At 59.9% G+C, this 12,839-nt stretch carries 10 protein-coding genes and 2 tRNA genes; 4 read left to right on the top strand and 8 right to left on the bottom strand.

Annotated elements, in window-relative coordinates:
- Positions 1-7: 7 nt before the first annotated feature.
- The 6 genes from DBAC_RS11520 to DBAC_RS11545 all read right to left on the bottom strand — a co-directional run bounded on the left by DBAC_RS11520 (position 8) and on the right by DBAC_RS11545 (position 6,550).
- A complete protein-coding gene (locus DBAC_RS11520) occupies positions 8-919 on the bottom strand; it encodes an Mrp/NBP35 family ATP-binding protein (protein ID WP_015774470.1) in 912 nt (303 codons plus the stop codon).
- Entirely contained in the window at positions 920-1,312 is a 393-nt protein-coding gene (locus tag DBAC_RS11525) for a NifB/NifX family molybdenum-iron cluster-binding protein (RefSeq protein WP_015774471.1), read from the bottom strand.
- A gap of 160 nt (positions 1,313-1,472) precedes the next feature.
- Positions 1,473-2,849, bottom strand: a complete 1,377-nt coding sequence (locus DBAC_RS11530; protein ID WP_015774472.1) for a sigma-54 interaction domain-containing protein — start codon at positions 2,847-2,849, stop codon at positions 1,473-1,475.
- A gap of 103 nt (positions 2,850-2,952) precedes the next feature.
- A complete protein-coding gene (metK, locus tag DBAC_RS11535) occupies positions 2,953-4,122 on the bottom strand; it encodes a methionine adenosyltransferase (protein ID WP_015774473.1) in 1,170 nt (389 codons plus the stop codon).
- A gap of 30 nt (positions 4,123-4,152) precedes the next feature.
- Positions 4,153-5,574 carry an adenosylhomocysteinase gene (ahcY, locus tag DBAC_RS11540; RefSeq protein WP_015774474.1) on the bottom strand — a complete coding sequence of 474 codons (1,422 nt, stop codon included), beginning with the start codon at positions 5,572-5,574 and terminating at the stop codon, positions 4,153-4,155.
- A 40-nt stretch (positions 5,575-5,614) separates the two neighbouring features.
- The gene (locus DBAC_RS11545) at positions 5,615-6,550 is read right to left on the bottom strand and encodes an ArsR/SmtB family transcription factor (protein ID WP_015774475.1); all 936 of its coding nucleotides are present in this window, start codon (positions 6,548-6,550) and stop codon (positions 5,615-5,617) included.
- 123 nt (positions 6,551-6,673) lie between these two features.
- Here DBAC_RS11545 and DBAC_RS11550 point away from each other — a divergent pair, with 123 nt between their 5' ends.
- The 4 genes from DBAC_RS11550 (at position 6,674) to DBAC_RS11565 (ending at position 8,052) form a co-directional block, all read left to right on the top strand.
- Positions 6,674-7,201 carry a DciA family protein gene (locus tag DBAC_RS11550; protein WP_015774476.1) on the top strand — a complete coding sequence of 176 codons (528 nt, stop codon included), beginning with the start codon at positions 6,674-6,676 and terminating at the stop codon, positions 7,199-7,201.
- Positions 7,198-7,833, top strand: coding sequence for a DUF2927 domain-containing protein (locus DBAC_RS11555; protein WP_015774477.1), 636 nt, complete (start codon positions 7,198-7,200; stop codon positions 7,831-7,833). Before DBAC_RS11550 ends, DBAC_RS11555 begins: the two co-directional genes overlap by 4 nt.
- A gap of 61 nt (positions 7,834-7,894) precedes the next feature.
- Positions 7,895-7,968, top strand: a tRNA-Gln gene (locus DBAC_RS11560).
- Positions 7,969-7,974: 6 nt separating this feature from the next.
- Positions 7,975-8,052: transfer RNA gene (locus DBAC_RS11565), tRNA-Glu, on the top strand.
- 122 nt (positions 8,053-8,174) lie between these two features.
- Here the strand turns inward: DBAC_RS11565 and DBAC_RS11570 are convergent.
- Positions 8,175-9,224 (bottom strand): Fic family protein, encoded by a 1,050-nt coding sequence (locus DBAC_RS11570; protein ID WP_015774478.1) that lies wholly within the window; start codon positions 9,222-9,224, stop codon positions 8,175-8,177.
- 329 nt (positions 9,225-9,553) lie between these two features.
- Positions 9,554-12,721, bottom strand: a complete 3,168-nt coding sequence (locus DBAC_RS17970; protein WP_015774479.1) for a transporter substrate-binding domain-containing protein — start codon at positions 12,719-12,721, stop codon at positions 9,554-9,556.
- Positions 12,722-12,839: the final 118 nt, after the last annotated feature.

Consider the following 12,839-nt stretch of genomic DNA (forward strand, 5'->3'; position numbering starts at 1 on the left):
TCCAAAATCAGAGGTTCTGTTTCACGCTCGGCAGTTCCAGCAAAGGCGCGACCACGCTGCGCATGATTTCAGCCGTGGGGCTTGCGGAGTGATGCATGACGAATGCCTGCCCCATGTCGCCCGATTCGGCCACCATCGGATCGATGGGGATGGAGCCGAGAAAGGGAACGCCCATGTCCTCGGCCATGAGCCGCCCGCCGCCCGAGCGCAGAATGTGGGTCAGTTCCCCACATTTGGGACACACGAATCCGCTCATGTTCTCGACCACGCCCAGCACCTTCATGCCGACCTGAGCGCAAAAGGTGATGGACTTGCGCACATCCATGGCCGCCACCCGCTGCGGCGTGGTTACCACCACGGCCCCGTCGATGGGATTGATGAGCTGGCAGATGGAAAGCGGTTCGTCACCGGTGCCGGGAGGTGCGTCGATGATCAGGTAATCCAGATCGCCCCAGGCCACATCCTTCAAAAACTGTTTGATGACATTGCCTTTGACCGGGCCGCGCCAGATCACGGCATCGTCGGGGTTGCGCAGCAGAAAGCCCATGGATATGACCTTCAAATGCCCGAGCTCCACCGGCATGAGTCCGTCGGGACCGGCTTCGATGTTCGCCCCTTCCAGACCGAGCATGGTCGGCACGCTGGGTCCGTGGATGTCGACGTCGAGAAGTCCGACCTTCTTGCCCGCGAGCATCAGCCCCATGGCCAGATTCACGGCCACGGTGCTCTTGCCCACGCCGCCCTTGCCGGACATGACCATGATCTTGTGTCCGATGTGGCACAGCCGGGATTGCAGAGCCCGACGGTCTTCAAAATCCTGATCGTTCTCGTTCTGTTCGCGCTTGGCTGCCGAACAGCTGGAATCCTTGCATGAATCGCACGAACCGGCCTTTGGGGCGTTATTTTCCATATTCTCCATTCACTCTCTCCACGATGCGCGGTTAGTTGTTGTTCGCCGCATGCCTCTTTTGCGGACGTGGCCCCTGCCCCGACAGCCCGGCATGTCAAAAGTTTCATCCAGATCGCCACGTTCCCAGGCCGCAATGACCTGCTCCACATCCCCTGCCACGAAACCGACAACCTTTATCCCGCCGGCCGCGAGCGCTTCCTGCATGGGCCGCGAAATGGCCCCGCAGAGAAGCGTTCCGACGTCCAGGCGAAGCAGATCCTCGGCCCTGTGCAAAGGTTCGCCGCGCAGCAGGACATGTTCTTCCCGCTCGCGGTTCCCTTCTGCCAGCACAAGGATGCGCCCGCCGACGTCAAAGACCGGCGCGATACGACCCTGCCAGTGGTGCAAAGCGATGCGCGACATTCCAGCTCCTCTTTATCCGTTGCCAAGCATGAGCCGTGCCGCCGGACAACCAGTCGCAAAGAAGAAGCAACAAGCTGATAATACTGAATTTACGCGCAAAGACTAAAAGAATGAGAGGAGCAGGAGCGCACCACAAGCAGACAAAAGAGTAGCGTGCCGGCTACTCTTTTGCGGGAGATCGGCCGTCGCGTTCAGGCAGGGCCATGCCAAGACGCTTCATGCGCCGAAAAAGCGTGGTCTTATGGATGCCGAGCTCCCGCGCTGCGGCCAATCGATTGAAATCATTATGTTCCAGGGCCGCGTGGATGGCCTGCCTGTCGAGCATGTCGTGCATGGTGCGGCCTGCGGCGAAATGTCCGCGCGGGGCAAGAAGTGTCAGTTCGTCCGGCAGATGGTCGATATCGATGCATCCTTCACCGCACAGCACGAAGGCCCGCTCGATGCTGTTCTCAAGCTCCCGGATGTTGCCCGGCCAATCATGGGCCATGAGCAAAGACAGTGCCTCGGTGCTGATGCCCGTGACCGTGCGGCCCTGGATGCGATTGAGGCGACGGATGAACTGCTCAACCAAGAGGGGCAGGTCGTCCTTACGCTCGCGCAAGGGGGGCAGTTCCAGCCGGATGACATTGATGCGATAATAAAGGTCTTCGCGGAATTCACCAGCCCGAATCAGCTCCGTCAGGTTGCGGTTGGTGGCCACGATGACGCGGGCGTCGGTGGATTCGGTTCCGGAGGAGCCGAGCGGCTCGAAGGTCCGCTCCTGCAATACGCGCAAAAGGCGCACCTGCAGGGCCGGGCTGATCTCCCCGATCTCGTCCAGAAAAATTGTCCCGCCCCGGGCCTGGGCAAAGCGGCCGAGCCGGTCGCGGGTTGCCCCGGTGTAGGCCCCGGCCTTGACGCCGAAGAGTTCGGATTCAAGCAGGGTGTCGGGCAGGGCCGCGCAGTTGACGGCAATGAAAGGCCCGCCGGCGTGAGCGCTCAGGGAATGGATGGTGCGGGCGAAGAGCTCCTTGCCGGTGCCGGTCTCTCCGGTCAGCAGGACTGTGCTCGGGCTGGCGGCGATGGCGGGCAGCATGGAGAAGAGCTTGTGCATGCGCGGGCTGCGGCTGAAGAGCTCGCCGACATGGTAGCGGCCTTCGAGCTCGCGCTTGAGCGCGTCGATTTCCGAAAGATCGCGGAATGTCTCGGCCCCGCCCATGACCTGGCCGCTCTCGTCGCGGAACACCGCCGTGGACACGCTGATGGGGATGCGGTCCCCCTGGGCCGTGATGATGTATCCGCAGGTGCCGATGCGGGGCTTGCCGCTCTGAAGCGTGCTCTGCAGGGGACAGTTGTCGCCGCACAGGCTGGAGCGGAAAACCTCGGAACACAGCCGCCCGATGGCCTCGGAGCGCGGCACCCCGGTGATCTCTTCGGCGGCCCGATTGAAGGACGTGATGCGCCACTGGGGATCGACGGTGAATACCCCATCGGAGATGCTCTCAAGAATGGCGTCCGTGGGCGTGCGTACGGTGGGGTTCTTTGTAGGCGAGGACATGGCTTTTCTTGTCCCTCTCGGCCACCTCGGTCAAGAGTGCCGCCAACAAAAAGGGGCGGAAGAGATGCACTCTCCCGCCCCCGCGCGACAAATCGGCAAAGGCCTAGATCTTGGCGGCGGTCTTCAGATCGGCGATGGCGTCGGTCACTTCCCAGGGGAAGACGAAATCCTCGCGGCCGAAATGGCCGTAGCAGGCGCTTTTCCTGTAAATGGGCTGAATGAGGTTCAGACGCTTGATGATGTAATAGGGGCGCAGGTCGAAGACCTCCTTCACGGCCTTGGTCAGCACCTCGTCGGGCACCACTCCCGTGCCTCCGGTGGTGACCAGCACGGAGACCGGCTCGGCCACGCCGATGGCGTAGGCGATCTGCACTTCGCAGGTCCCGGCCAGCCCGGCGGCGACCACGTTCTTGGCCACGTAGCGAGCCATGTAGGCACCGGAGCGGTCGACCTTGGACGGATCCTTGCCGGAGAAGGCGCCGCCGCCGTGGTTGCCCATGCCGCCGTAGGTGTCGTTGATGATCTTTCGCCCGGTCAGGCCGCAGTCGGCCAAGGGGCCGCCGGCCACGAAACGGCCGGTGGTATTGATGTAGATGCGCGTCTTCTCGTCCATCATGTCCGCAGGCATGACCTTGGCAATGACCTCGCGCTTGATGCCCTCGAAGATCTCCTCGTAGGTCACCTCGGGAGTGTGCTGGGAGGATACGACCACGTTGTCGATGCGCACGGGCTTGCCCTTGTGGTATTCAACGGAGACCTGGGTCTTTCCGTCCGGGCGCAGGAAACTCAGGATGCCGCTCTTGCGCACCTCGGCCAGCCTGCGGCTCAGGCCGTGAGCGTAGTAGATGGGCGCGGGCATGAGCGCGCTGGTCTCGGTGGTCGCGTAGCCGAACATCATGCCCTGGTCGCCCGCGCCCTGATCCTCGGGCTTGGCGCGGTCAACGCCCATGGCTATGTCAGGGGACTGTTTATCGATGGAAGAGATCACGGCGCAGGTGTTGGCGTCAAAGCCCATATCGGAGCTGACATAACCGATCTCGCGTACGGTTGAGCGCACGATCTCGGGCAGGTCGGCGTAGGCCTCGGTGGTGATCTCACCGGCGATGACGGCCATGCCGGTGGTGACCAGGGTTTCGCAGGCCACGCGCGAGCGGGGGTCCTGGGCCAGAAGGCAATCGAGCACCGCGTCGGAAATCTGGTCGGCGATTTTGTCCGGGTGGCCTTCGGTCACGGATTCGGAAGTAAACAGATAGTGATCGGCATTGAGAATCATGAAAAATCTCCTTCTTTGATAGGGAGGCTGTTAATAGCGATAATGATCGGACTTGTACGGACCTGTCACGGGTACTCCGATATAATCGGCCTGTTCCGTGGACAGGGTCTCAAGCTCCACGCCCAGACGCGCCAGGTGCAGGCGGGCCACTTCCTCGTCCAGAATCTTGGGCAGAGTCATGACCTGGGGCTCGTAGGTGTTCTTGGCCAGATCGAGCTGGGCCAGAACCTGGTTGGTAAAGGAGTTGGACATGACGAAGCTGGGGTGCCCCGTGGCGCAGCCCAGGTTCACCAGACGCCCTTCGGCCAGGACGATGAGGCTCTTGCCGGAAGGCAGGATCCATTTGTCCACCTGCGGCTTGACGGTGATCTTGGTGCAGCCGGGGGTGTTCTCCAGGAAGCCCATGTCGATCTCGTTGTCGAAGTGGCCGATATTGCAGATGATGGCCTCGTCCTTCATGACCTGCATGTGTTCGGCGCGCACGACGTGGTAGTTGCCCGTGGCCGTGACGAAGATGTCCGCTTCCAGGCAGCCCTTGGCCATGGTCGTGACCTCGTAGCCTTCCATGGCCGCCTGCAGGGCGCAGATGGGGTCGACTTCGGTGATCAGCACGCGCGCGCCGAAGCCGCGCATGGACTGGGCGCAGCCCTTGCCCACGTCGCCGTAGCCGCAGACCAGCACGACCTTGCCCGCGACCATGATGTCCGTGGCGCGCTTGATGCCGTCGGCCAGGGACTCGCGGCAGCCGTAAAGATTGTCGAACTTGGATTTGGTCACGGAGTCGTTGACGTTGAAGGCCGGGAAGAGCAGTTCGCCGTTCTTGGCCATCTGGTAGAGGCGATGCACGCCGGTGGTGGTCTCCTCGGACACGCCACGGATGCGGGCCGCGATCCTGGTCCACTTCTGGGGATCGGTCTTGGCGCTCAGGATCAGGCGATCGAGCACGCAGCGGAACTCTTTATTATCCGTGGTGCGGGCAAGAAGGGACTGGTCCTTCTCGACCTTCACGCCTTCGTGCACCAGCAGGGTGGCGTCTCCGCCGTCATCGACGATGAGGTCCGGTCCTGTTCCGTCGGGCCAGGTCAGAGCCATCTCCGTGCACCACCAGTAATCTTCCAGGGTCTCGCCCTTCCAGGCGAAGACCTTGGCCAGGCCCTCGGCCACCACTGCGGCCGCGGCATGATCCTGGGTCGAAAAAATGTTGCAGGAGGCCCAGCGCACGTCAGCGCCAAGGGCATGCAGGGTCTTGATGAGCATGGCCGTCTGGATGGTCATGTGCAGGCTGCCGGTCACGCGCAGGCCTTGAAGCGGCTTGTCGCTGCCGTACTTGTCGATGAGCGCCATCAGCCCCGGCATCTCGCGCTCGGACAGCTGCATTTCCTTGGAGCCCCAGTCAGCCAGACTCATGTCGGCGACCTTGTTATCAAGCTTTGGGTCAATGGGTAATGTCATGATTTCTCCTTTCCTTGAATGTGGCCGTGGCCACCTGATGTTACATTGAAAATTCTTCGCGGCGGGCGGTGACGACCATGAGCGTCAGCCCCAGGTTGACGGGATGGCGCTCGCAGGCCAGCTCCTGAAAACCGGCCTTTTCCAGCCACAACTGGAGGTCGTTCTGGGAAAACCCGAGCCAGCGGTCGCCATAGCGTGTGCGCAGGGTCTCGTTGTCGTGCAGCAGAAAATCCACCAGCACGGCCTGGCCACCGGGCCGGACCACCCGGCCCATCTCGGCGATGCCGTCCTGGGGCGCGGCCAGATGATGCAGCACCAGCGACATGATGGCCGCGTCCGCCTCCCCGTCGCGCAGGGGCAGGTGCTCAAGATCGCCGATGCGCAAGCTGACCTCGAGCCCCTCGGGCAGGAGCTTGGCCGCCGCGTCAAGCATGCGCGCAGAGTTGTCCACGCCGATGACACAATCTGCCGCGCCGGCCAGATGCCCGAGCAGAAGTCCCGGTCCGCAGCCCAGGTCGACCACGGTGCCCTTCTCCATCTCAGAGGCGGCAAGACGCTTCATGATGGCCGGCCCCAGCGCAAAATCACCCAGCATTTCGCGGCTCAGGCGGTTCCAGTCCGAAGCGATGCCATCAAAAAAGCGGGTCGTTGAAAGCCTGCGATCGTTCAGGACCTGCGCGGCTCGGTCCAGATCCTGCTGATGCTCGGGCAAGCCCTTGAGCCCTTCCAGCACCGCCGCAAGGAGCGCCCTGGAACCGTTGGCCGCGGAAGACGAATAGAAGGCCCACAAGCCATGGCGCTGACAAACCACCAGCCCGGCGTCCATGAGAATCTTGAGATGCCTCGAAATGCGCGACTGGCCCATGTCCAGAACCTGCACGATCTCGCCCACGTTGAGTTCGTGCGCGGCCAGCACGCCGATCAGGCGAAGCCTGGTTTCATCGGCCAGGGCCTTGGTCTGGGTCAGTAGTTTCATGAATGACGCTTGTGGTTATTTTTATATATCAAGATATCCTGATATAGGCTCGCCTACATGCCCCCATCTTAAAGGTCAAGAACCAGTCTTGCCGGGCGCAGGCAAGATGGTTAGGCAGGTCACATGCACAAACGCGAAAAGAAAGTACGCTCCGCGTCCGAGGCGCTCGGCATGGTCCTCGGTACGCCCGAGGCCGCGCTGGAGCTGGCCATAGCACGGTTGTGGCGGCACTGGCCCGAAATCCTCGGGCCTGAGATCGCCGAAATGATCCGTCCCCTGGGGCACCGGAAGACCACCATGCTGCTTGGGGCGACCAACTCCATGGTCATGCAGGAATTTTCCTACTTTGCGCAAAACATCCTGGACAAGGCCAACAGTTTTCTGGGCAACGCCTATTTTCAAAAAGTGCAGATCGAGCTCATGGCCGGCCGCCCCGCCCTGGACACGTCTCTGCTGCCAAAATTCCCGCCCCGGCCCGCGGCACCGAAACCAGACATCCTCGGCAACCTTCTCCCCTGCATGGATCCCTCCTCGCCGGTAACGTCCTGCTACCGGGCCTACGTCAGGCATTTCCGCCCGGAGCTCGATATCCCGGAGCTCGACATCCCAAAACTCGATATCCCCAAACCCGATATCAAAGGAAACGAATGAGCAAGCACGCCCTCTTTCTTATCGCCCTTTTTCTGCTGTTCACCTCCGCGTCAGCCCGGGCCGACACGGACGCGATCCTGCGCGACTACATCCCGAGCGGGACAATCACGCGCTTCGAGGAGCCGGTGCTGTTCTGGATCGGAGGCAAGGATCGCCTTGAAGGACAGTATTATATAGATACGGTCGTAAACGAAATGCGCCGCATCATCCCCCATCTGTCCTTCAAGCAGGTTTCCTCCATGAACAAGGCCAATGTGCGATTCTACCTGACCGACTCCAGGGAAGAGTGGCAGGAGGCGGTGACCAAAAGCTCCCAGGGCATGGCAGGCTGGCAGGAGGTTGGTGACCGCATCCGGGGCTTCACCCTGCTGGCCTCAAATGGCGGGATCATCAAAAAGGCCGACATCGTCCTGCATCTGAACTTTCAGACCTCGGGCGGACAAAAACTCTGGATTGTCCGCCACGAACTCATGCACGCCCTGGGCATCATGACCCACCCCAAGGCAACCCTGAGCACGGTTCTCAACTCAAAGCAGGCCCAGGAAGAAAAGAACAGCATCTTTTCGGACGCCGACATCCTCGTGCTCAAGACCATATACAGCCCCGATCTCTTGCCCGGAGCCACGTGGTGAGAGATGCCACTTTGCGATCTTGACAGCCAATAACTCTTTCCCTAATGAGACTTTTCGCTGCTGGGTGATCGTTCAACGGTAGGACAGCGGACTCTGACTCCGTCAATCTTAGTTCGAATCTAAGTCACCCAGCCACCATGCGTCCCCATCGTCTAGCTCGGTCCAGGACACCGGCCTTTCACGCCGATAACAGGGGTTCAAATCCCCTTGGGGACGCCACTTTCGACCATAACGGGATTCATCCCGCCCCCCCGGAGGTTCCGGGAAACAACACCTTAGGCCCCGAGCGAACGTTCGGGGCTTTTTCTTTTCATCGATTGAAATTGCGTAATCATGGATTTTCAGCCGATCCTATACCACACCCCTCTGCCCTGACCCTGCATGGTCAAATGCCTTATTTCCACCAGCTTGCGAAAATGATCTTTCAAGGTGTTCCGGCTGGCCCCGGTCAGGATGACCATTTCTTTCAGCGTTACCCGGCCATGTTCACGGGCGTGCTCCAGAATGCGCAGGGAAAGTTCCGGCAATGCGGCCAGCACGAGATGCTCTCTCTCTACCTTCTTTTCAAGCCGTTTCATCTGTTGATGCAGAGCGCGTAGAAAAAACAACAGCCAGGGCTTCCAGTCAGGGGCATCGGTGCGAATGGTCGCCTGTGTCTGACGCAGAGCGAGGTAGTAGCCTTCTTTACTGTTCTCGATGACGCTTTCAAGCGAACTGTACGGCGCGTAGGCATAGCCAGAGCGCAGCAGCAGGAGCGAGGTCAGGATGCGGGACAAACGGCCGTTGCCGTCTTGAAAGGGATGGATCGCGAGGAACGTCACTGTAAAGATCCCCATGACCAGCAGAGGATGCAGGCTTCGAGTTTCCAGCGCGGCGTTTGTCCACTCGACCAACTCACGCATGAGGCGGGGCGTATCAAAGGGAGCGGCGGTTTCAAAGACGATGCCTATTTGTTGCCCATTCTCATCAAAGGCGGCGACGTTGTTCGGGGAGGATTTGTAATTGCCTCGGTGGCGTTCGTCTTTATCACTGTGGCGCAGCACGTCCCGATGAAGCTGACGGATATGATTTTCCGTCAGGGGAATGTATTCCCAGGACTGGAAAATTTGCTCCATGGTTTGCGCATATCCGGCCACTTCCTGTTCGTCGCGCGTGGCAAAGGAGCGGATGGAAAGATTTGCCAGCAACCTCTCCACCTCGCTGTCGGAGAGCCTACTGCCCTCGATGCGGGTGGAAGAGCCGATGCTTTCAATGGACGCAATCCGTCGCAAGGCGGAAAGCCGCTCCGGGGCCAGCGTACCCAGAGCTTTCCACGCGCCTTTAAATTCGTCGATTTCTGCAACAAGACCAAGGAGTTCCGGCGTAATATCAAGGGTATCGATGATAAGCATACCCGTTTATACATCCAAAACCATCCATTTTGTCAAGCCGCAAATACATCCGTTTTCACCCGATTTCTGTTTTCCGGAAGAAAATCATCACATCATCAAATCCTAACCGCATCGCACCCTTTGTGCTTCAGGCGGGACATTCGGACTTTTCACGCCGATAAGAGTGATTCGGTTCATCGACGCCTGATATGGAATTCATGAAGCATGCTCCGAATTGGGGTCGCGGTCAGGTAGGCCATCGTGATGAAGTCGACCTGCTTTCATGCACGCTGGATGCTTGGCCTGGCATCGGGGAAACTGTCCGGCGCCAGGCAAGTGCGCCCGCTTCCCTAACGCCGCCGCCCTGCCAGCACTTCATCCATTTTTTGCAGGAGGTTCTCGATCGTTACGGGTTTGGCCGCATATCCGTTCATGCCGGCGGCCAGGAACTTCTCCTTGTCTCCGTCCATGGCGTAGGCCGTCAGGGCGATGATGGGGACGTCCTTCTTGGGGCCGAGGGCGGCGGATTCGCGGATGATGCGGGTCGCTTCGATCCCATCCATGACGGGCATCTGGATGTCCATGAGGATGCAGTCGATATCGCTTGCGGCCAGCAGTTCAAAAGCCTGCCGGCCGTTTTCGGCCAGAAGCACCTCATGTCCAGCCTTTTCCAGGAGCTTCTGGATCGGGAGGCGGTTGGACGGGTCGTCCTCGACCAGGAGCACGTGCAGTCTGTCGCCAGACCCGGTGAAAAATGTTTCGGCGGCGCCTGCTGACGAATCTCCCTGTGTCTTGAAGGGCAGGACGACATGCGCGCTCGTGCCTTGACCCAGGGTGCTCTCGATGGTGATGGTCCCGCCCATGAGGCCAACCAGCCGTTGCACGATGGACAAGCCCAGTCCGGCGCCCTGGTAATTTCGGGTCAAGGAGTTTTCGACCTGCCGGAACGGCTCGAAGATGTCGCCAAGCCTGTCTTCGGCGATGCCGATGCCTGTGTCCGTGACGCGAAAATGCACGCGATAGTCGCCGTCATCCTTTGCGGGCAAGGCCGTGATGTCCATGACGACCCTGCCGCGCTCCGTGAATTTGAGGGCGTTGCCCACCAGGTTGAAGAGCACCTGACGCACCCGCATTTCATCTCCGACCAGGACTTCGGGCATGCCCGGGGCCAAGCGACATTCCAGGGCCACGTTCTTGTTTCTGGCCGTGACGGCGAAAAGTCCGGAGACGGAATCGATGATGTCCTGAATCTGGAAGGGTGCTTCGCGAATCTCCATCTTGCCGGCCTCCACCCTGGAGAGGTCGAGAATGTCCGTCAGGAGTCTGGTCAGGCGGTTGGCGGCCTCTGTGGCCATGTGGATGTAGCTGGCCTGTTCGGCGTCAAGCGGGGTGGTCTCCAGCAGTTGGAGCATACCCATGACGCCGTTGATGGGAGTACGGATCTCATGGCTCATGTTGGCCAGAAATTCGCTTTTTGCCTGGTTGGCGGTCTCTGCTTGCGTCTTTGCCTGCAGCAGAGCTTCTTCAGCCCGTTTTTGTTCGGTTATGTCCCGAAACTCCGTAACCCGTACATGCTTTGCTTTATATGGGATGTTACGTGCTTCGAGGCGGACGGGATACTCTTCCCCGTTTTTGCGAAGGCCCAACGCCTCATAGGGGCCGTCGTCTCCAAACAGGATATTGCTCATAACCATATCGCGGGAGTCTTCGGATATGAGCATGAGGCCATTCATCCCGATCAGTTCATCTGCGGAATAGCCGGTTATTTCGGAGAGCCCCTGATTGCAGTCCAGGATGATGCCCTGGTCGTGAATGGCGATGCCGCCGAAAGAGGCATTGTGAAGGACTTTGAAACGTTCCTCGCTTTCCTGCAGCTCTCGCGTCCTTTTTTTCACCTGCCTACGCAGCATCCAGGACCAAAGAAAAAATCCGAACAAGAGCAGAAGCAGCGGCGCAACGACCATGGCGAGATTGCGCAGGATGGCGGCAAACGACGGGGGGTGCTGCTCGTACACGCCCATCCATTTTTCGTGGAGACGACGGTATTCGCCGGAATCCTTGACAACCTGCAGCCCCTCGCTGAACTGCGCCAGAAGCGCCGCATGCCCATTGGGCACGGCATAGCAGTAATCCAGTGAAAAAAACGAATTTTGGCTCAGTTGCAGATTTGTCCAGGCGCGCGCCTTGATGATGTGCAGGGCGACGATGCGGGGGACCAGCGCGCAGTCATATTTTCCCTCGGCCAGTTCCTTAAGCATGTCCTCCGGGCTCTCCACGGTGAAAATCTGGGACTCCAGGCCTCGCTGCAACAGATAGTCGTGACTGACATCTCCTTTCTGAACGACGATGCGCTTGCCTTTGAGATCGCTCAATGAAACCGGCGGAGCGCTTTCTCCGCGTCGCACCACAACAGCGTAATTGTTCACAGAGTGAGCCTGGGTGAAGTCGAATTTACGGTCCCGCTCCACAGAATAGAACATGCCTTGAACAGCATCGATTTCGCCTCGCTCCAGATCGCGCAGCACATCGGCCCAGGGTCCGAGACGGATTTCAACATCAAGCCCCATCTCCCTGGCAATCATCCGGGTGAGCTCGACATTGAAACCGGCCGGGTTTCCCTTTTCGTCCAGATACTCGAACGGAGGATAACGATGATCACCGCCCACGATGAGGCGGCGCTGTCCCGGCAGTTCCAGGGCGGCGAACCACCGGGCGTGGAGACGGCGGTGGGTCCCGTCGGCAATGACTATGGCGAGGCCTTCGTTGAGCAAGGCCAGCATGTGGCTGTCGCCATTCTTGACGGCGAAGCAGAAATCCTGACGAAAGCCCTCGATGGGCTTGTCGACGATCCGCAGGTTCGCAAGTCCTGTTTTAGAGATGAGGCGCAGCCCCACAAGGCGTTGCACGACCACGGCGTCGTGACGTCCCTGGGACAACTCGTGCAGGGCTTGTTCGAAGCTGGGCGTGGTTTGGATCAGTATGCCGCGTTCTTCTCGACGCAAAAATTCCTCGGCGTTGTCGCCGCGCATGACGGCCACCCGCCGTCCCTTGAGATCGGCCAGGCTCTGGATATCTTCCGTCCCGGAGCGCACCACGATGGCCCCGTGCAGGGACATGTAAGGCACGGTGAAATCAAAGAGTTCTTCACGCTCGGGCGTGCGGCCGACCAGGGGCAGGACCTGCACGTCACCCTTTTCCAGCCAGCCCTTGACTTCGCCCCAGGGCCCCGTGCGGAAGGTGACGTCGCGGCCCATGGCGGCCAGGGCGGCACGCAGAAGTTCCACGGAAAAACCGTCTGCGCGGCCCGTTTCATCGACAATGGAAAAAGGCGGGTAATCGATCTCGGCGGCCGAGATGACGGGTGACGATGGTTCGGATGCGACGGCAGTTCGCGGCGTTTGCAGGATGAAGACGAGCAGCATGAACGCGAGCAACGCCACGACGTGTCGCGACGGTCTGAAGACATGACTGCCCGAATGGTTCGCGTCGCAGCCCGCAAAGAAAATTTGTTCGCTCATGTTTTTTTCCAGAACACCTTGGGTATATTGAGCATCATCGTCTTACGCCCTTGTGGCCTACATCCATGAAAATCTCAAGGCATGCATAAAGATTGGCTCGAGGTTGCCTCAATTCGAC

The sequence above is a fragment of the Desulfomicrobium baculatum DSM 4028 genome (assembly GCF_000023225.1).
GTDB lineage: Bacteria > Desulfobacterota > Desulfovibrionia > Desulfovibrionales > Desulfomicrobiaceae > Desulfomicrobium > Desulfomicrobium baculatum.

Coding starts and splice junctions, on each gene's coding strand:
- DBAC_RS11520 (WP_015774470.1), bottom strand. CDS start 919: ATGGAGAATATGGAAAATAACGCCCCAAAGGCCGGTTCGTGCGATTCA.
- DBAC_RS11525 (WP_015774471.1), bottom strand. CDS start 1,312: ATGTCGCGCATCGCTTTGCACCACTGGCAGGGTCGTATCGCGCCGGTC.
- DBAC_RS11530 (WP_015774472.1), bottom strand. CDS start 2,849: ATGTCCTCGCCTACAAAGAACCCCACCGTACGCACGCCCACGGACGCC.
- metK (WP_015774473.1), bottom strand. CDS start 4,122: ATGATTCTCAATGCCGATCACTATCTGTTTACTTCCGAATCCGTGACC.
- ahcY (WP_015774474.1), bottom strand. CDS start 5,574: ATGACATTACCCATTGACCCAAAGCTTGATAACAAGGTCGCCGACATG.
- DBAC_RS11545 (WP_015774475.1), bottom strand. CDS start 6,550: ATGAAACTACTGACCCAGACCAAGGCCCTGGCCGATGAAACCAGGCTT.
- DBAC_RS11550 (WP_015774476.1), top strand. CDS start 6,674: ATGCACAAACGCGAAAAGAAAGTACGCTCCGCGTCCGAGGCGCTCGGC.
- DBAC_RS11555 (WP_015774477.1), top strand. CDS start 7,198: ATGAGCAAGCACGCCCTCTTTCTTATCGCCCTTTTTCTGCTGTTCACC.
- DBAC_RS11570 (WP_015774478.1), bottom strand. CDS start 9,224: ATGCTTATCATCGATACCCTTGATATTACGCCGGAACTCCTTGGTCTT.
- DBAC_RS17970 (WP_015774479.1), bottom strand. CDS start 12,721: ATGAGCGAACAAATTTTCTTTGCGGGCTGCGACGCGAACCATTCGGGC.